15 protein-coding genes and 2 other annotated features are annotated in these 19886 nt (G+C 32.6%); of the genes, 14 read left to right on the top strand and 1 reads right to left on the bottom strand.

The window, feature by feature from the left end; genetic code table 11:
* The first annotated feature begins 255 nt into the window (after nt 1-255).
* The 10 genes from RYK99_RS07210 (at nt 256) to rplT (ending at nt 12694) form a co-directional block, all read left to right on the top strand.
* On the top strand, nt 256-783 hold the full coding sequence (locus tag RYK99_RS07210) for a QueT transporter family protein (protein WP_003146333.1): 528 nt from the start codon (nt 256-258) through the stop codon (nt 781-783).
* A gap of 128 nt (nt 784-911) precedes the next feature.
* Nucleotides 912-1649 carry a MerR family transcriptional regulator gene (locus RYK99_RS07205; protein WP_314991370.1) on the top strand — a complete coding sequence of 246 codons (738 nt, stop codon included), beginning with the start codon at nt 912-914 and terminating at the stop codon, nt 1647-1649.
* Between the two features lie 85 nt (nt 1650-1734).
* Nucleotides 1735-1867: a sequence feature (ribosomal protein L10 leader region), on the top strand.
* A gap of 32 nt (nt 1868-1899) precedes the next feature.
* Nucleotides 1900-2400: a 50S ribosomal protein L10 gene (rplJ, locus tag RYK99_RS07200; RefSeq protein ID WP_003146331.1), complete on the top strand. Its 501-nt coding sequence runs from the start codon at nt 1900-1902 to the stop codon at nt 2398-2400.
* A gap of 50 nt (nt 2401-2450) precedes the next feature.
* Nucleotides 2451-2813 carry a 50S ribosomal protein L7/L12 gene (gene rplL, locus RYK99_RS07195; RefSeq protein ID WP_003146330.1) on the top strand — a complete coding sequence of 121 codons (363 nt, stop codon included), beginning with the start codon at nt 2451-2453 and terminating at the stop codon, nt 2811-2813.
* A 153-nt stretch (nt 2814-2966) separates the two neighbouring features.
* Nucleotides 2967-3563, top strand: a complete 597-nt coding sequence (locus tag RYK99_RS07190) for a class I SAM-dependent methyltransferase (protein WP_314991368.1) — start codon at nt 2967-2969, stop codon at nt 3561-3563.
* A gap of 150 nt (nt 3564-3713) precedes the next feature.
* Nucleotides 3714-7535, top strand: coding sequence for a DNA-directed RNA polymerase subunit beta (gene rpoB, locus RYK99_RS07185; RefSeq protein ID WP_314991366.1), 3822 nt, complete (start codon nt 3714-3716; stop codon nt 7533-7535).
* A gap of 71 nt (nt 7536-7606) precedes the next feature.
* A complete protein-coding gene (gene rpoC, locus RYK99_RS07180) occupies nt 7607-11287 on the top strand; it encodes a DNA-directed RNA polymerase subunit beta' (RefSeq protein WP_314991364.1) in 3681 nt (1226 codons plus the stop codon).
* A 92-nt stretch (nt 11288-11379) separates the two neighbouring features.
* Nucleotides 11380-11493 (top strand) — a sequence feature (ribosomal protein L20 leader region).
* 29 nt (nt 11494-11522) lie between these two features.
* Entirely contained in the window at nt 11523-12050 is a 528-nt protein-coding gene (gene infC, locus RYK99_RS07175) for a translation initiation factor IF-3 (protein ID WP_003145601.1), read from the top strand.
* A 26-nt stretch (nt 12051-12076) separates the two neighbouring features.
* Nucleotides 12077-12271, top strand: coding sequence for a 50S ribosomal protein L35 (gene rpmI / locus RYK99_RS07170; RefSeq protein WP_003145690.1), 195 nt, complete (start codon nt 12077-12079; stop codon nt 12269-12271).
* A gap of 63 nt (nt 12272-12334) precedes the next feature.
* Nucleotides 12335-12694: a 50S ribosomal protein L20 gene (rplT, locus tag RYK99_RS07165; RefSeq protein WP_003146326.1), complete on the top strand. Its 360-nt coding sequence runs from the start codon at nt 12335-12337 to the stop codon at nt 12692-12694.
* Nucleotides 12695-12800: 106 nt separating this feature from the next.
* On the opposite strand, the gene RYK99_RS07160 is transcribed toward rplT, so the two are convergent.
* Nucleotides 12801-13619: a choline kinase family protein gene (locus RYK99_RS07160; protein ID WP_314991360.1), complete on the bottom strand. Its 819-nt coding sequence runs from the start codon at nt 13617-13619 to the stop codon at nt 12801-12803.
* Between the two features lie 377 nt (nt 13620-13996).
* On the opposite strand from RYK99_RS07160, the gene yaaA reads away from it, so the two are divergent.
* From yaaA to gyrA, 4 genes are read left to right on the top strand one after another with little or no spacing between them, the layout of a single operon-like run.
* The gene (yaaA, locus tag RYK99_RS07155) at nt 13997-14212 is read left to right on the top strand and encodes a S4 domain-containing protein YaaA (protein ID WP_003146324.1); all 216 of its coding nucleotides are present in this window, start codon (nt 13997-13999) and stop codon (nt 14210-14212) included.
* Between the two features lie 37 nt (nt 14213-14249).
* Nucleotides 14250-15338, top strand: a complete 1089-nt coding sequence (gene recF / locus RYK99_RS07150; protein ID WP_314991358.1) for a DNA replication/repair protein RecF — start codon at nt 14250-14252, stop codon at nt 15336-15338.
* Between the two features lie 41 nt (nt 15339-15379).
* Complete coding sequence (gene gyrB / locus RYK99_RS07145; RefSeq protein ID WP_314991356.1) at nt 15380-17296, top strand: DNA topoisomerase (ATP-hydrolyzing) subunit B; 1917 nt, start codon at nt 15380-15382, stop codon at nt 17294-17296.
* Between the two features lie 16 nt (nt 17297-17312).
* A complete protein-coding gene (gene gyrA, locus RYK99_RS07140) occupies nt 17313-19760 on the top strand; it encodes a DNA gyrase subunit A (protein ID WP_314991354.1) in 2448 nt (815 codons plus the stop codon).
* The last annotated feature ends 126 nt before the right edge of the window (nt 19761-19886 follow it).

Raw genomic sequence — 19886 nt, 5'->3', positions numbered from 1 at the left:
AATGCAAGATATTTTTATACTTTTTTTTGCTATAAGTTATTTTTTTAGAATTCTTTATATTTTGGTTGACTAATGACTATAATGTATGTTAGTATATATGACGTTGATATTTAATTTTACATAGGTAAGGTTATTTGTCTTCTGACTTTATTATAATAAAAGATGTTTGAGAGATCCATCTATAAAAAAAACCTGAAGTACTGGTTTCTCAAATCAGTACTTTTTATTTTCTCTTGAACAAGATAAGGAGATATAATGAGAAATAATACAGTTAAAGTTTTAACTATTCAAGCGTTAATCGCAGCTATTTATGTTGTCTTAACATTAGCTATCGCGCCATTTTCATACGGTGCAATCCAATTTCGTATAAGTGAATCACTTTCACAATTAGTAGTGTTTAGTAAAAAATATTGGTTCCCAATTACTTTAGGAGTGGCAATTGCTAATATTTTTAGTCCACTTGGTATAGTAGATGTGTTCTTTGGAACTTTAGGAACAGGATTGGCTTTAGCAATCAGTATTTTTGTTTTTAAATTTGTAAAAAATAGAATTGCTAGACACATCATTAATATTATTTTATACCTAGTTATTTGTATGCCAATTATTGCATATGAAATTACTATTTTTAGTGGTGATAATTCAGCTAGAGTACCATTCGAGTTTGGTGCATTTACAGCTATCTACGGATCACTTCTTTTATCACAAGTAATCGTTATGGTTATTGGTATTGTTATTACTGAAGCATTAAACAAAGCGATTGATCTTAAAAAAGTATTCGAATAATATTTATATAGAATCGTTAGGAAAATTCCTAGCGATTTTTTTATTATAAATTATTGACTCTCACGTAACGTCATAGTATATAATAAGAATATCACTAGTGAAATATTATAAATTATAGAGGAATGATCATGAGGATAAATGAAGTTGTGAAGCTTACTGGAGTAAGTGCAAGAACATTACAATATTATGATGAAATTGGTTTACTAATTCCTCAAAAGTTAGATAACGGTTATAGAGATTATACTGAGGAAAATTTAGAGAAATTACAAAAAATATTATTTTATAGATTTCTTAAGTTTAAGTTAAATGATATAAGAGAATTATTGGAAGGTGATTTTGATAATTTAAAAATACTTGAACAACAACGTGAATTAATTTTAAGAGAAAAAGAAAAGTTTGAAGTGATTTTACATAATATAGAAAAAACGATTAGAAATTATAAAGGAGAACAAACAATGACAATAGAAGAAAAATTTAATGGATTTAAAAAAGAGGATCTAAATAAGTATGAAAATCAAGCAGTAGAAAAATATGGTAAAGATACAATTGAAGAATCTAAAAAGCGTCAAAGTGGAAGAGAAGAAATAGTAACCGAGGAATTCAATGAAGTATTTCGTTCAATGGCGAAATTCAAAGATGAAAATGTAGATGTAGCAGAGAAAGAAGTACAATCTAAGGTAGAAGATTTATATAATAATATGAATGAATATGCTTTTGATTGTAGTATAGAAGTTTTCTCTTATATAGGAAAAGGATATGTTCATAATCCAGAGTTTAAAAATAATATAGATAAGTTTGGTGAAGGTGTAGCAGAGTATACATCAAAAGCAATAGAAAAGTACTGCAGTGATAGATTAAATAAATAAGAACATTAAAAAATTCTAAAAATAGTTTTCTAAAAAAAATTTTAAAAAACTATTGACAAATAAAATTATATATATTAAAATAACTAAGTCAGTTGAAAATGTACCGTAGACAGTAGGGGGAGAAATCCTTAATTAACCTACCGAGGACAAAATTCGAAAAGAAACTTATGTGCCTTTTTGTATGTTCTCGCATGCAAGAAGGTTTTTTTAATGGTACTGAAATTGATAAATCTACTTAGGAGGAAGTTCAATGTCAAAAGCTATTGAGAGAAAACAAGAGTTAGTAAATCAAATCGCAGAAGAAATTAAAGCAAGTTCTTCAGTTGTTATCGCTGACTATCGTGGATTAAACGTTGCGGAAGTAACAGAATTACGTAACAACATGCGTAACGAAGGTTTAACTTTTAAAGTTTATAAAAACTCATTAGTTCGTCGTGCGATGGAGCAAGCAGGAATTGAAGGATTAGACGAAGTTCTAACTGGACCAAATGCTTTTGCTTTCTCAACAGACGATGCTGTAGCTCCTGCTAGAGTTTTAAACGATTTCGCTAAAGAACACGAAAACTTAGAACTAAAAGCTGGTGTTATAGAAGGAAAAGTTGCAGATCAAGCTGAAATTAAAGCTATCGCTACATTACCAAGTCGCGAAGGATTACTTTCAATGTTACTATCTGTATTAACAGCGCCAATGCGCAATACTGCTTTAGCTGTTAAAGCTGTTGCAGACCAAAAAGCTGAACAAGAAGCTTAATAAATAACAATATTAAAAATATATAATTTAAAAATCGGAGGAAATTTATAATGACTAAAGAACAAATTTTAGACGCTATCAAAGAAATGTCAGTTTTAGAATTAAACGACTTAGTAAAAGCAATTGAAGAAGAATTCGGAGTAACTGCTGCTGCACCTGTAGCTGTAGTTGGTGGAGCTGCTGCTGGAGCTGCTGAAGAAAAAACTGAATTTGACGTAGTTTTAGCTAACGCTGGAGACTCAAAAATTAAAGTAATCAAAGTTGTTCGTGAAATCACTGGAGACGGACTAAAAGAAGCTAAAGAAAAAGTTGATGGTGCACCAGCAACACTTAAAGAAGGAGTTTCTAAAGAAGAAGCTGAAGAAATCAAAGCTAAATTAGAAGAAGTTGGAGCAACTGTAGAAGTTAAATAATTTCTAATCTAAGTAGATAAAAAGATAGATGTAAATAAACAATAATATTCTATTTGAGAATATTTGATACGATGATAATAACAAAAATAGTATATCTCAAGTGTCTAACTGTGGGATATACTATTTTCTTTCATTTTAAGAGGTGTCTTTATTATGGAACATTATTATACAAATAATCCGACGACAGAAAGTCGTGAAAAAATTATCAACTCAACAATAGCAAATGAGAATTTGAAGTTCTATACAGATAACGGGGTATTTTCAAAAGAAAGTGTTGATTTTGGAACTAAAACAATGTTAGAAAGTTTTAGTACAGAAAAGAAAGATGCTAAAGTTGCTGATATTGGATGTGGTTATGGAGTCATATCTATATTTTTAGCAAAAAAATATCCGACGTTTAAGTTTACTATGGTAGATGTAAATAATAGAGTTTTAGAACTATCTAAAAAAAATATTGAACTTAATAACATAAATAATGAAGTAGAAGTACTAGAAAGTAGTTCCTTTGATAATGTCGAAGGAAACTTTGATATAGTATTAACAAACCCACCGATAAGAGCTGGGAAAAAAATCGTACATAAAATAATGACAGATAGTTATGAACATCTAAATGCTCAAGGGGAGCTTTGGGTGGTTATACAAAAAAAACAAGGAATGGCTAGTTGTAAAAAATTATTAGAAGAGACTTTTTCTATGGTAGAAATAGTTACTAAAAATAAAGGCTATTATATACTGAAAGCCGTAAAATAATTGACAACTTGCTATGACTATGATAAAATGATATATTGCAAGTAATTCTATTTTCTTTTAGATAGAATTGCCTAAATTATATAAGTAAGTAAGAGAAAATGTATATATTTTCTTTTTAGTTTTTAAGAGAAAAGCTGAGAGGTGACACAGTTGCAAAAAGTTAAATTTGGTAAGCACAGACAAAGACGTAGCTATGCTAGAATATCAGAGGTAATTGATTTACCGGACTTAATTGAAATTCAAACGTTATCTTATGATAAATTTTTAGAAACTGGTCTAAAAGATGTTTTTAAAGATGTATCACCAATTGAAGGTAATAATGATAAATTAAGTTTAGAATTTATCGACTATAAATTAGGAACACCTAAGTATGATGTAGATGAATCTAAAGAACGAGATGCTACATATTCAGCACCTTTAAGAGTGCGCGTACGTTTAATCAATAAAGAACGTGACGAAATTAAAGAACAAGAAGTATTTATGGGTGAATTACCGTTGATGACTGAAACTGGAACGTTTATTATCAATGGTGCAGAGCGTGTAATTGTATCTCAATTAGTACGTTCGCCTTCTGTATATTTTACAGAAGATGACAAACTTAAAGTTAAAAATATTCCAAATGCCTATAAAACAACTGTTATTCCTAACAGAGGAGCTTGGTTGGAATTTGAAAAAGATATTAAAGGATTAGTTTACGCTCGTATCGATAGAACTAGAAAAATTCCTTTAACAACGCTTATTAGAGCGTTAGGTTTTGAATCTGATGAATCAATTATTAAATTATTCGGTGAAGATGCAGAACTATTAAATACATTAGAAAAAGATGAAAACTTAGACACAGGAACTGCGTTAAAAGTAATTTATGATAAATTACGTCCTGGTGAACCAGCTAACGTAGAAACTGCTAAAGCTACTTTACACGGAAGATTCTTCGATCCAAGAAGATATGACCTAGCTAAAGTAGGACGTTACAAATTAAATAACAAACTTCACGTTGGTGAACGCCTAGAAAATCAAATTTTAGTTGAGCCAATCGTTGATACAGAAACAGGAGAAATCTTAGTAGAAAAAGGTACTAAGTTAACACGAGAAATCATTGATGGAATTTATGAAGAATTAGGAACTACAGCTAACGTAGTTGAATTCGATATGAATGAAAGTCTTGATGGAAGTGATAGCCTTAAATTACAATTATTCAAAGTTGTAAATCAAGTTAAAGTAGGTAATGACTTCGATATCGATGAATTAACTGATGATCAAGTATTACACGTAATTGGTAATGGAGCACCTAATAAAGATGTTCTTACATTAACAATTGCTGATATCGTAGCAAGTATTAACTACTACCTATTATTAATTAGAAACCGTAGAAATAACGATGGATTTGAATTTGAATTAATCGGTCGTGTAGATGATATTGATCACCTTGGTAACCGTCGTCTACGTTGTATTGGTGAATTATTACAAAACCAAATTCGTGTAGGTATTTCTCGTATGGAGCGTGTTGTACGTGAACGTATGAGTATCCAAGATACTAATGAAATCACGCCACAACAACTTATTAACGTAAGACCAGTTACAGCAATTATTAAAGAGTTCTTCGGAAGTTCACAACTTTCACAATTCATGGACCAAGTAAACCCACTAAGTGAGCTTACTCACAAACGTCGTTTATCTGCACTTGGACCTGGTGGTTTAACAAGAGAACGTGCAGGGATGGAAGTTCGTGACGTTCACTATTCACACTATGGTCGTATGTGTCCGATTGAAACACCAGAGGGACCAAACATCGGTCTTATTAACTCACTTTCATCATTTGCACGTATAAATGAGTTTGGATTCATTATGACTCCATACAGAAAAGTTGAGTTTGATGCAGAAGGACGTCCATACGTAACTGAAAATGTACAATATTTAACTGCTGATCAAGAAGATAAATACGTAGTAGCACAATCAACTGCAAATGTTGATGAAAAAGGTTACTTCGTTGATGAAGAAGTAGTATGTCGTTTTAGAGGGGATAACACAGTTAAACCTCGTGAAATGATGAACTTCATGGACGTATCACCTAAGCAAGTAGTATCTGCTGCCACTGCATGTATTCCGTTCTTAGAGAATGACGACTCTAACCGTGCACTTATGGGAGCGAACATGCAACGTCAAGCAGTACCTCTAATGATTACAGAAGCACCATTCGTTGGTACAGGTATGGAGCACCTTGCAGCACGTGACTCAGGAGCAGCTGTTATTGCTAAATATCCTGGTATCGTTGAATACGTAGATGGAGCGAAAATTAAAGTACGTCGTATTGAAACTCTAGAAGGTAAAGAGATTAAAGGTGATTTAGATACATACGTAATTCACAAATTCGTACGTTCTAACCACTCTACAGCTTACAACCAAAAACCAATCGTTAAAGTTGGAGATAGAGTAGAACCTAAAGACATCCTTGCTGATGGTCCATCAATGGACAAAGGGGAATTAGCTTTAGGTAAAAACCTTGTAGTAGCATTCGTAAACTGGGATGGTTATAACTATGAGGATGCTGTTATCATGAGTGAACGTCTTGTAAAAGATGATGTTTATACTTCTATTCACGTAGAAGAATATGAAACTGATGCTCGTGATACTAAACTAGGGCCTGAAGAAATTACTCGTGAAATTCCTAACGTAGGTGAAAATGCACTTAGAAACTTAGATGCACGAGGAATTATCAGAATCGGGGCTGAAGTTAAAGATGGAGATATCTTAGTAGGTAAAGTTACACCGAAAGGATTAACTGAACAAACACCAGAAGAAAAATTATTATATGCTATCTTTGGAGCTAAATCTAAAGAAGTACGTGATACTTCATTACGTGTACCTCACGGTGCAGATGGAGTAGTTGCTGATGTTAAAATCTTTAAACGTGAAGATGGTGCAGAATTACCTAACGGTGTAAATGAACTTGTACGTGTATTCATCGTACAAAAACGTAAAATCCGCGTAGGGGATAAAATGGCCGGTCGTCACGGTAACAAAGGGGTTATCTCAAATATCTTACCAGAAGAAGATATGCCTTACCTACCAGACGGTACACCAGTTGACGTAATGTTAAACCCACTTGGGGTTCCATCTCGTATGAACATCGGACAAGTATTAGAGCTACACTTAGGTATGGCTGCTAAACAATTAGGAATCCACGTTGCTACACCAGTATTCGATGGAGCTACTGATGAAGATGTTTGGTCTACAGTTGCTGAGGCTGGAATGGCTAAAGATGCTAAAACAGTTCTTTATGATGGACGTACAGGTGAACCATTCGATAGCCGTGTATCTGTAGGGGTAATGTATATGATTAAACTTGCACACATGGTTGATGATAAACTTCACGCACGTTCAATTGGACCATACTCATTAGTAACTCAACAACCACTTGGAGGTAAAGCTCAGTTCGGTGGACAAAGATTTGGTGAGATGGAGGTATGGGCACTTGAAGCTTATGGTGCTGCATATACTCTTCAAGAAATCTTGACATACAAATCAGATGATACTAATGGTCGTGTTAAAACTTACGAAGCTATCGTTAAAGGTGAAAACATTCCACGTCCAGGTGTACCTGAATCATTCCGAGTGCTTATGAAAGAACTTCAAGCTTTAGGTATGGACTTTAGAGTAATGGATAATGAAGATAACGAAGTAGATATGGGTGATATCGATTTAGGAGATACAATTGACTTCCACGAATCACATAACCATGATCACAACGAAGAAAATTCAGAAGAAGCTAAAGAAACGAAAGAAGCTTCTGAACAAAGTACTGAAGAAGGATATCAAAGTTTAGCAAACTTACTTCTATCTGATACAGATGAATATGAAGATGTAGAAGAAGAAGCTGAAGAAGAAACTTCAGGATATCAAGCTTTAGCAAGTCTTTTAATGTCAGATACAGATGAGTATGAAGATGTAGAAGACGATACAGATGAAGAATAATAAAAATTTGACAATCAATCACAAAGAACTATTCAAGGCATTTATACAAAAAAATAAAGGAGGTATGCTCCTTGATAGACGTAAATAATTTTGCATATATGAAAATTAGTTTAGCTTCTCCTGAAAAAATCAGAAGTTGGTCTTATGGAGAGGTTAAAAAACCTGAAACTATTAACTATAGAACTTTAAAACCAGAAAATGATGGACTATTCTGTGAAAGAATCTTTGGTCCAACTAAAGACTGGGAATGTGCTTGTGGAAAGTACAAACGAGTAAGATATAAAAACATAAAATGTGATAAATGTGGAGTTGACGTAACTTTAGCTAAAGTTCGTCGTGAAAGAATGGGGCACTTAGAATTAGCAGCCCCAGTCAGCCACATTTGGTATTTCAAAGGTATTCCAAGTAGAATGGGTCTTCTACTTGACCTTAGTCCAAGACAATTAGAAGAAGTAATTTACTTTGCTTCTTACATTGTTATCGATCCAGGTGAAACTGACTTCATGAAAAAACAAATCGTTTCTGAACGTGAAGTACGTGAAGCACGTAGCACATTTGGAGCAAACTCTTTCGTAGCTAAAATGGGAGCTGAAGCTATTCGTGACCTTTTAGCTGAGTTAGATATTGAAAAAGAACTTAAAGACCTTAAAAATGAACTTAAAGAATTAAGTGAAAGTAACTATAAATCAGGGCAAAAAGTTGTAAAAATTATCAAACGTGTTGAAGTATTCGAAGCGTTTAAACACTCTGGAAATAAACCAGAATGGATGATTATGACTGTATTACCAGTTATTCCACCAGAATTAAGACCAATGGTTCAATTAGACGGTGGACGTTTTGCAACAAGTGACTTAAATGATTTATACAGACGTGTAATTAACCGTAACAACCGTCTGAAAAAACTTATCGAACTTAAAGCACCAGGGCTAATCGTACAAAACGAAAAACGTATGTTACAAGAAGCAGTTGATGCATTAATCGATAACGGACGTCGCGGTCGTCCAGTAACAGGTCCTGGTAACAGAACATTAAAATCATTATCTAATATGTTAAAAGGTAAACACGGTCGTTTCCGTCAAAACTTATTAGGTAAACGTGTTGACTATTCTGGACGTTCAGTAATCGTAGTTGGTCCAAACCTAAAAATGTACCAATGTGGATTACCTAAAGAAATGGCTCTTGAATTATTCAAACCATTTGTTATGCGTGAATTAGTTAAACGTGAATTAGCTAATAACATTAAAAATGCTAAAAACCAAATCGAAAGAATGGAAGATCATGTTTGGGATATCTTAGAAGATATTATTCGTGAGCACCCAGTATTACTTAACCGTGCCCCGACTCTTCACAGACTTGGTATCCAAGCATTCGAACCAATCTTAGTTGAAGGACGTGCTATTCGTCTTCACCCTCTTGTTACAACAGCGTTTAACGCCGACTTCGATGGTGACCAAATGGCCGTACACGTTCCTTTATCAAAAGAGGCTCAAGCAGAAGCACGTATGCTGATGTTAGCTGCTCAAAACATCCTTAACCCTAAAGATGGTAAACCAGTAGTTACACCATCTCAGGACATGGTATTAGGTAACTACTACCTAACACTAGAAAGACCTGGGGCAGTAGGGGAAGGTATGATTTTCAAAGATGCTGATGAAGCAAGAATTGCATACCAAAATGGATATATTCACCTTCACACTCGTGTAGGTATTGCAGCTAAATCTTTTGAAAATCCAACGTTTACAGAAGAACAAAACAAAAAATTACTTGTTACTACAATTGGTAAAGTAATTTTCAACGATATATTACCAGAAGGATTCCCATTCTTAAATGAACCTACTAAGGAAAACTTAGAAACAGCGACTCCTGATAAATATTTCGTAGCACCATCTGACTTAACAGAAGGTGGATTAAAAGCTTATATTGCTGAACAAGAACCAGCAACACCATTCAAAAAAGGATTCTTATCAAAAATCATCTCTGAAATCTTCAATAGATTCCACATCACAGAAACATCTATGATGTTAGACAGAATGAAAGACTTAGGATTCAAATACTCTTCAAGAGCTGGTATTACAGTAGGGGTAAGTGACGTATTCGTCCTACCTAACAAGTATGAAATCTTAGCAGACTCACAAGCTAATGTTGATAAGATTACAACATTATATAGACGTGGTCTATTAACAGAAGAAGAAAGATATCAAAACGTTATTGCTCAATGGGCAAAAGCAAAAGATATTATCCAAGATCAACTTATGGACTCTCTTCCAGCTACTAACCCAATTTACATGATGAGTGACTCTGGAGCCCGTGGTAACGCGTCAAACTTTACTCAGTTAGCCGGAATGCGTGGTCTGATGGCTTCTCCATCAGGACGTATTATGGAAATGCCTGTACGTTCATCATTTAAAGAAGGATTAACAGTATTAGAGTTCTTCATCTCTTCTCACGGTGCGCGTAAAGGTCTTGCCGATACAGCCCTTAAAACAGCCGATTCAGGTTACCTAACTCGTCGTCTTGTAGACGTTGCACAAGATGTTATCGTTCGTGAAAACGATTGTGGTACATCTCGTGGATTAAGAGTTGCAGCACTTAAAAATGGAACAGATGAAATCGAAAGCTTACAAGAACGTCTTGAAGGTAGATACAGTAAAGAAACTGTTGTTCACCCAGAGACTGGAAAAGTTATAGTTGAAGATGGTCAATTAATTACATTAGATACAGCTAAAGAAATTGAAGCTGCTGGAATCGAAAGTGTTGTTATTAGATCAGCATTTACATGTAACTCACGTCACGGTGTTTGTGAGAAATGTTACGGTAAAAACTTAGCAACAGGTGAAAAAGTAGAAGTTGGGGAAGCAGTTGGTACAATTGCCGCTCAATCTATCGGAGAACCTGGTACACAGCTTACAATGCGTACGTTCCACACAGGTGGGGTTGCCGGTGCCGATATCACACAAGGTTTACCTCGTATTCAAGAGTTATTTGAAGCACGTAATCCTAAAGGTAAGGCATTAATCTCAGAAGTTGATGGAACAGTTACAAAAGTAGAAATCGATAATAACCACGTACGTAGAATTTACGTATTAAGTGAAATCGGTGAAGAAAGAGAATATCAAGACTATGGTGCAAGCCGTATGTTAGTTAAAGAAGATGACAAAGTTAAACGTGGTCAAGCTTTAACTGAAGGTTCTATTGAACCAAAAGAATTACTTTCAATTGCAGGTTTAGAAGCAGTACAAAGTTACCTATTAACTGAGGTACAGAAAGTTTACCGTATGCAAGGGGTAGAAATCAGTGATAAACACGTTGAGGTTATGGTACGTCAAATGTTAAGAAAAGTACGTGTAATCAATGCTGGAGATACTGAATTACTTCCAGGTTCATTAGTTGATATTCACAAATTTACAGATGAAAACAAAAAAATTCTTGAAGCAAGAGGTAACATGGCAACAGCTAAACCTGTTATCCTAGGTATCACTAAAGCTTCATTAGAAACAGAAAGTTTCTTATCTGCAGCCTCATTCCAAGAAACAACTCGTGTTCTTACAGACGCAGCTGTTAAAGGAAAAGTTGATAAACTTATGGGACTTAAAGAGAACGTTATTATTGGTAAGCTAATTCCAGCAGGAACAGGAATGCCAAGATACAATGATGTTGATATTAAAGCAGAAAAATCATTAGCAACTGAAGTTAATAATGAATTAAGTAGACCAATTGAAGAAGAATTACACGAAGAATTAGGTTCTATTTAATAAAGAATAGATAAAAGTTAATAGGAATATAAAAAAAATATTATATTCCTATTGACAAATCTAGAAAAAATATGTAAAATAAATAATGTTGAATACAAAAGTAGAAGCACCCGTTTCTCACCTGCCAATTTTGATTGTACAGGTTAATGTAGATGAAATGTAGAATTTTATGCTGGGTGTTTTGCACTCAGTTTTTTTTAATGCTTTTAGTATTTAATGAATTTATAAATAGGAGGTGCTGATCATTAGTAAAGATACTGCACAAGTAAATGAAGGTATTAAAGCGAAAGAGTTTCTTTTAATTAGCCAAAATGGAGAACAATTAGGAGTTAAAACTAAGGCAGAAGCTATGCAAATTGCAGAGCGTATGAACCTAGATGTTGTTCTAGTAGCTCCAAATGCTAAAACACCAGTTGCGAAAATTATGAACTACGGTAAGTTTAAATTTGAACAACAGAAGAAAGAAAAAGAAGCACGTAAGAAACAAAAAATCGTAACAACAAAAGAGATAAGATTATCTCCAACAATTGAAAAGCACGATTTTGAAACTAAGTTGAAAAATGCACGTAAATTCTTAGCAAAAGAAGACAAAGTTAAAGTTTCTATTCGTTTTAAAGGGAGAGCAATCACCCACAAAGAAATTGGACAGAAAGTTTTAGAAAACTTTTCTAACGAAGCTAGCGATATAGCTACTGTCGAACAAAAACCTAAAATGGAAGGTCGCAGTATGTTCTTAGTTCTAGCACCAAAAAAAGAGAAATAAAGGTTTAATATAGGAGGAATTTGATAATGCCAAAAATGAAATCTCACCGTGGTTTAGCAAAACGTGTGAAAAAAACAGCTAGCGGTAAATTAAAACGTAGCCGTGCTTATACTTCTCACTGGTTTTCAAGAAAAACTACTAAACAAAAACGTCACTTACGTAAAGCTTCATTAGTATCTCGTGGTGATTACAAACGTATTAGAACTTTATTAGTTAAATAATATTAAAGAAGATTAATTATAGCGTAAATACTTATTTAAGTTATACATAAGGAGGAATTAGATATGCCACGTGTTAAAGGTGGAACTGTGACTCGTCGTCGCCGTAAAAAAGTTTTAAAACTAGCTAAAGGATATTTTGGTTCAAAACATACATTATTCAAAGTTGCTAAGCAACAAGTAATGAAATCAGGAATGTATGCTTTCAGAGACCGTCGTCAAACAAAACGTAACTTCAGAAGATTATGGATTGTTCGTATTAACGCAGCTGCAAGATTAAACGGATTATCTTACAGCCGTCTAATGAACGGACTTAAAGTTGCTGGAATCGATATTAACAGAAAAATGTTATCAGAAATCGCTATCCACGACGCAGCTGGATTCGCAAGTATTTGTGAACAAGCTAAAGCAGCTTTAGCTAAATAATAAAAATTAATTAAAAGGTTACTTACATAATTTTGTAAGTAACCTTTTTTTATATACTTAAGATAGGAATTCAAATCTTATCTTGAGTTTTTGTCATATTTATTAATTAATAGACTATTTTTCTTGGATTCTTTAATCTATTAAGCTTATCTTTAGCTATTTCATTATATATTTCTTCATTTCTTTTTTCATATAACAGTATAGCCCAAGTATACCAAAGTAAATCACAAAAATTTAAAAAGACTTTTAATTTATCATAATTACATTCTTCATCAGTAAAATATGATTTTAAGAACGTTATTGTTTCTTCATAGCTTAAATCATTTTCAGAGATGAAACTTGCAATATCAAAGTAGTAATCATTATATCCAGCATATTCAAAATCGATTAAGTATAAAGCATCTTTAGAGAATAGGAAATTACCTTCTACTAAATCGTTATGACATAATCTATCAGCTTTGTATAGTATTCTAAATTCATCTATTATATACATATAATCATCTAATCCATAAGGCAATTCATCGATTTGATTATAGTAACTATTAAATTGATCTATAGGATTAAAGGTATTTTCAGCTTGAAATTTTTTTGAATGAAACTCTTTTAAAAGTTTTCCTATTCTTACAATATTTGATAAACTTCTTTGTGAAATAAAAGTTTTAGGATTTGTTTGGAACACTGTAATTAAATTATCATTATTAATATAAACTGGTTTTAGAAAGTACGGTTCATTTGATAGTAGCTTAAGAGCTTCTTTCTCATTATCTTTATTAACTATTTTTGTTGAATCTTTCGATGTTCTATAGAAGTATTTATTTTTATCAGTAGTAACAATATAATTATTATTAGTAACTCCATAGCTTGTTTCTTCGATAGAGTACACTTTTTCATTTAGTATTTTTTCCAATTTCTCTATGCTGTACATAAAATACCCCTCCTTTATTTCAGAAATTTAATATACTTTTCACTTTTATTATACAATATAGGTAATAAATATGAAAGAAAAACGATTTCAATATATTCATTAAGAAAAATAAATTTTTGTATTAAAATACTATTTTTTTTATAATAACTTTCCAAAATATGTATTTTAAATTTATTAATTATAACGGTGTTTTTTATGTGAACTGCAATCGTAAGTAATCTTTTAAAATAGTTGATATATATAGTTATTTTTGAATTACATAATAATAAAATAAATGGAGTATTGTTGAAAAAAACGTAGAAATTTGGTATAATTAAAGTATATAAAATATATTTATATACATAGAGTTTCATTTTTAAATACTTAGGAGGTGTAAAATGAAAGAAGTTTTTATTAATAGTGAATACATCACGTTAGCACAATTTTTAAAGTTAGAAGGTTTCATAGGTTCTGGAGGAGAGGCTAAGTACTTTTTACAAGATGTAGAAGTTGAGTTAAACGGAGAACTAGAAAATAGACGAGGGAAAAAGTTATATTCAAACGATATTATTAAATTAGAAGGAAATGAATTCATAATTATTAATGAGAATTAAGAGTTTAAAATTACTGTACTTTCGAAATTATTTATCAATGAATATAGATGTACATCCCTCGCTTAATGTTTTAGTAGGAAACAATGCGAATGGAAAAACTAATATTATAGAATCTATTTTTTGTTTAGCGCTTGGACGTAGTTACCGAACAAAAAGTGATAGTGAATGCATAATGTTTGGCGAAACTGCTACTGCGATGTCATGTGTAGTTAATAAAAATGACAAGAATCTCGATATTATGTTAGGTATAAGTAATAAAGGGAAAAGTGCTAAAATTGCAGGAGTAAAGAAAACTAAACTAACAGATTTTGTAGGAGAGCTTAATATAGTATTATTTTCTCCAGAAGATTTACAATTAGTAAAAGGATCTCCGTCACTTAGGAGAGAGTTTATAAACAGAGAATTTTATCAGTTCTCACGTATTTATCATAAGTATTATTTAATGTACCAACATTTATTAAAACAGAGAAATTCTTATTTAAAAGATATGAGGAAAAATCCAAAGGATGAGATATCTCTTGCGTATTTAGAGACGCTTACTTCTCAATTAGCTAAAGTGGCTATATATATAACAAAAGAAAGAGTATCGTTTGTTCAAGATATTTCAGAATTGACCTATAAAAATATGATGAATATATCTAATGGTCAAGAATCACTAAAAATCAGATACAAAAGTTCAGTTCTAGAATCCTTAAATATAGTTGATGTAACGGATGAAGGATTTACTGAAGAGAATTTAACTAAAGTTATGATGAAAAAATCCTTTGATGATATAATGCGCGGTAGTACTAAAATAGGACCGCATCAAGATGACCTTGAATTCTATATAAATGATCTTGATGCAAAAATGTATGCATCACAAGGACAACAACGAAGCATCGTATTATCACTTAAATTAGCTGAGATAAATTATCTAAAATCGAAAACAGGTACTTATCCAGTTTTACTTTTAGATGATGTACTAAGTGAATTAGATAAAAATAGACAACTAAAATTATTAGATGCAATTAATGAAAATGTACAAACATTCATTACAACACCTTCGATATCAGATATTAAAGAAGATTTATTAAAAAAAGCTAAAGTTTTCAAAATAGAAAATGGAAATATTAGTGAATTAATCTAGAAAATTTATTTTATAAATTTACTAAAATGAAAGGAAAAATCATGGTAGAAAAAAAACAAATACAAGAATATAATGCCGATCAGATTCAGGTTCTTGAAGGACTTGAAGCCGTTAGGGTAAGACCAGGTATGTATATCGGTTCTACATCTAGTAAAGGTCTACACCACCTTGTTTGGGAAATTGTAGATAACTCTATAGATGAAGCCTTAGCCGGATATTGTGACACAATAACAGTTGCAATTGAAAAAGGAAATTGGATAAGAGTAGAAGATAATGGACGTGGTATTCCAGTAGATATTCAAGAACAAACTGGAAAACCAGCGCTTGAAGTAATTCTTACAGTACTTCACGCCGGAGGTAAATTCGGTGGAGGCGGATATAAAGTATCAGGTGGTCTTCACGGGGTAGGTGCCAGTGTAGTAAATGCTTTATCTACGAATCTAGAAGCTTCAGTTCATCGTGATGGGAAAATTCATACAATGAAGTTTGAACGAGGAGATGTAGTTCAAGGAATCACAGTGGTAGGAAATACTGATAGAACTGGAACGACTATTCGTTTTAAAGCAGATCCAGAAATTTTCCAAGAAACAACAGTATATGAATACGATATTTTAAGAACACGTATTAGAGAACTTGCTTTCTTAAATAAAGGTATAACAATTATACTTAAAGATGAAAGAGAAGGACAAGAAAAAGAAGAGACTTTCTACTATGAAGGTGGATTATTAGAATATGTAGAAATGTTAAATGAAAATAAAGATGCTTTACACGAAGCAATTTATGTGCATGGTGAGATGGATGGAAAAGAAGTTGAAATCTCAATGCAATATAACACAGGATATTCTAATAATGTATTAAGTTATGCTAATAACATTAATACACACGAAGGTGGAACTCACGAAAGTGGATTTAAAACAGCACTTACGAGAATCATCAACTCATATGGTAAGAAAAATAAACTCATAAAAGACAAAGAGTCGTTAACAGGTGATGACGTTCGTGAAGGACTTGTTGCGATTATCTCAATTAAACACCCAAATCCACAGTTCGAAGGACAAACAAAAACAAAATTAGGAAACTCAGAAATGAGCACTATTACTAATAAATTGTTCTCAGAGGAGTTAGATAGATTCTTATTAGAAAATCCAAAAATAGCAAAAATAATTGTAGAAAAAGGGCTTCAGGCATCACGTGCTAGAATTGCAGCTAAAAAAGCTCGTGAATCGACACGACGTAAAAATGCATTAGAGTTTACGAATCTACCAGGAAAACTTGCTGATTGTTCTAGTAAAGATGCAGCTGAATGTGAACTATTCCTAGTCGAAGGGGACTCTGCGGGAGGAAGTGCAAAACTTGGACGTAATAGTAAATTCCAAGCTATTTTACCGTTAAAAGGTAAAATTCTGAACGTAGAGAAAGTAAGAATAGATAAAGTATTAGCTAATGATGAAGTACGTTCATTAATTACAGCTATTGGTATGGGAATTGGGGAAACATTAAATATTGATAAACTTCGTTATCATAAAATTGTTATCATGACCGATGCCGATGTCGATGGAAGTCACATTAGAACATTATTATTAACATTCTTCTTTAGATATATGAGAGAACTTATCGATGCAGGGTATGTATATATCGCTAGACCACCTCTATACGGTCTAAAAGTAGGTAAAAAAGAATTCTATTGTCATACAGAAGAAGAGCTTAAACAAAATATTGAAGAACATGCTGGAGATAAAAAGTACACTGTTCAACGATACAAAGGTCTTGGAGAGATGAATGCAGAAGAACTATGGGATACTACAATGGATCCAGAACATCGTTTAATGTATCAAGTAAGTATTGATGATGCTCAAAGAGCGGATGCGGCATTTGATACGTTAATGGGTGAAAAAGTAGAACCAAGACGTAAATTCATCGAAGATAATGCTCTAAATGTTATAAACTTAGACATTTAGAAAGAAAGGATAGAACATGGAAGATAATAAAAATAATATTACCTTAAGAAACATAACGACTGAAATTGAAAATTCATTCTTAGATTATTCAATGAGTGTTATTGTATCACGTGCCTTACCAGATGTACGTGACGGGTTAAAACCAGTTCATAGAAGAATACTTTATGCTTTTAATGACTTAGGGTTAACATATGATAAACCTTACAAAAAAAGTGCCTTCGTTGTAGGGGAAGTAATGGCGAAGTATCACCCACACGGTGACTCTGCAACATACGGTACAATTGTACGTTTAGCGCAAGATTTCAACAGTAGATATCCTTTAGTAGATGGACAAGGGAACTTTGGTTCTATCGATGGAGATGGAGCTGCTGCGATGCGTTATACAGAAGCAAGAATGAGTAAAATTGCTTCTGAGTTACTTCGTGATATTAACAAAGATACAGTTGATATGCAAGATAACTATGATGGTACTAAACAAGAACCAAAAGTATTACCAGCAAGAATACCTAACTTATTAGTTAACGGAAGTAGCGGTATTGCCGTAGGTATGGCGACTAATATTCCACCTCATAACTTAGGTGAGGTTATCGATGGGGTAATCGCATTAGCTGATAACTCTGAAATAACAATTGCTGAATTAATGTCTAAAATTAAAGGACCTGACTTCCCAACAGGATCATTCTTATTAGGACGTAGTGGGATAGTTAAAGCATATACAACAGGACGTGGTTCTGTAATTATGCGTGGTAAAACTGAAATTGAGCAAATGAAAAATGGTAAGGAAAGAATTGTTATTACAGAAATTCCTTATCAAGTAAATAAAGCGAAATTAGTTGAGAAAATTGCTGAACTAGCTCGTGATAAGAAAATTGAAGGTGTTACAGACCTTCGTGATGAAAGTAACTTAAAAGGTATTAGAATTGTAATTGAATTACGCCGAGATGTTAATAGTAACGTAATTTTAAACAATTTATACAAATTAACACCATTACAAAGTTCATTCGGTGTTAACATGATTGCCCTTGTAAATGGAGTACCTAAGTTATTAAATCTTAAAGAAGTACTTTACTACTATTTAGAGCACCAAAAAGAGGTTGTAGTTAGAAGAACTAAATTCGATCTTAAAAAAGCTCAAGCACGAGCTCATATATTAGAAGGTTTACGAATTGCTTTAGATAATATCGATAGAATTATTAGCTTAATTCGTGGGTCTCAAACTGCTGAAGAAGCAAAAGCTGGATTAATAGATCAATTCGGTTTAACTGAGATTCAAGCACAAGCTATCCTAGACATGCGTCTTCAAAGACTTACAGGTTTAGAACGTGATAAGATTGAAGAAGAACACAGCAAACTTATGGAACTTATCGCTGACTTAGAAGACATCCTAGCTAAACCGGAACGTGTAATTCAAATAGTTAAAGACGAGTTATTAGAAGTTAAAGAAAAATTCGGAGACAAACGTCGTAGTGTAATAATTGAAGGACAAGTGGATCAAATCGAAAATGAAGATTTAATCGAAAAAGAACAAATTATAATTACTCTATCTCATAACCAATACATTAAACGTCTTGCTGCAAGTACTTATAAATCTCAAGGTCGTGGTGGACGTGGAGTAAATGGTATGACTACAAACGATGAGGATAATGTAGCTTATATGCTAAGTTGTTCAACTCACGATCATATTCTATTCTTTACAGATAAAGGTAAAGTTTATACTCTTAAAGGTTATGAAATCAACCAAATGAGTAGACAATCTAAAGGAATACCTATCATTAACTTATTAGAAATTGAAAAAGAAGAGAAAGTAAACTCTATTATAGCAATTTCTGATCTTCAAGAAGAAGGAACAAGCTTAATCTTCTCAACTAAATATGGTATCATTAAGAAATCTAAATTAGGAGATTATGCAAGTATCCTTAAGAAAGGTAAGATTGCTCTTAAACTTGATGAAGATGACTCACTAATTGATGTTCAAAGAATCACTGATGATCAAGATATTATGATTGTTACAGCAAATGGACAAGCAATTAGAATTAATGCTGAAAAAGTGCGTACAATGGGACGTGTAAGTCGTGGTGTTAAAGGTATCACACTTTCTCCAGATGACTATGTGGTAGGTATGGAAGTTGTTGATGAATCTAAGAAAATTTTAACAGTAACAGAAAATGGTATTGGTAAAATTTCTAAATCTACGGAATTTAATGTAATTAACCGTGGAGGAAAAGGTGTTAAAGTAGCTAAAGTTACTAAGAAAACAGGTAAGATTGTAGCGGTTAAATCAATCGCAGGAAACGAAGATTTAATGATTATGACTGACCAAGGAATTATTATTAGAATAGATGTTTCAACAATTAGCACACTTGGAAGAACAGCGACTGGTGTTAAAGTAATTAATCTTGTTGATGATCAAAAAGTAGCAACTGTTACATTAGCAGCCAAAGAAGAAATCTACGAAGAAGAATAATAAAATATAAATCGAGGAAATTATTGAAAGTAAGATTGATAAAATTTTACTTTCAAATTCCTCGATTTTTTAGGTTCTTTGTCAAATTCGGTTGATTTAGAAAATTAGGAGAAAGCTATGCTATAT

Source organism: uncultured Gemella sp. (assembly GCF_963537375.1).
Taxonomy (GTDB): domain Bacteria; phylum Bacillota; class Bacilli; order Staphylococcales; family Gemellaceae; genus Gemella.
This window is presented reverse-complemented; position numbering and strand designations above follow the sequence as displayed.

What these genes read in the sequence shown, in the direction of transcription:
- RYK99_RS07210 (WP_003146333.1), top strand. Translation starts at nt 256, where the DNA reads ATGAGAAATAATACAGTTAAAGTTTTAACTATTCAAGCGTTAATCGCA.
- RYK99_RS07205 (WP_314991370.1), top strand. Translation starts at nt 912, where the DNA reads ATGAGGATAAATGAAGTTGTGAAGCTTACTGGAGTAAGTGCAAGAACA.
- rplJ (WP_003146331.1), top strand. Translation starts at nt 1,900, where the DNA reads ATGTCAAAAGCTATTGAGAGAAAACAAGAGTTAGTAAATCAAATCGCA.
- rplL (WP_003146330.1), top strand. Translation starts at nt 2,451, where the DNA reads ATGACTAAAGAACAAATTTTAGACGCTATCAAAGAAATGTCAGTTTTA.
- RYK99_RS07190 (WP_314991368.1), top strand. Translation starts at nt 2,967, where the DNA reads ATGGAACATTATTATACAAATAATCCGACGACAGAAAGTCGTGAAAAA.
- rpmI (WP_003145690.1), top strand. Translation starts at nt 12,077, where the DNA reads ATGCCAAAAATGAAATCTCACCGTGGTTTAGCAAAACGTGTGAAAAAA.
- rplT (WP_003146326.1), top strand. Translation starts at nt 12,335, where the DNA reads ATGCCACGTGTTAAAGGTGGAACTGTGACTCGTCGTCGCCGTAAAAAA.
- RYK99_RS07160 (WP_314991360.1), bottom strand. Translation starts at nt 13,619, where the DNA reads ATGTACAGCATAGAGAAATTGGAAAAAATACTAAATGAAAAAGTGTAC.
- yaaA (WP_003146324.1), top strand. Translation starts at nt 13,997, where the DNA reads ATGAAAGAAGTTTTTATTAATAGTGAATACATCACGTTAGCACAATTT.
- recF (WP_314991358.1), top strand. Translation starts at nt 14,250, where the DNA reads ATGAATATAGATGTACATCCCTCGCTTAATGTTTTAGTAGGAAACAAT.
- gyrB (WP_314991356.1), top strand. Translation starts at nt 15,380, where the DNA reads ATGGTAGAAAAAAAACAAATACAAGAATATAATGCCGATCAGATTCAG.
- gyrA (WP_314991354.1), top strand. Translation starts at nt 17,313, where the DNA reads ATGGAAGATAATAAAAATAATATTACCTTAAGAAACATAACGACTGAA.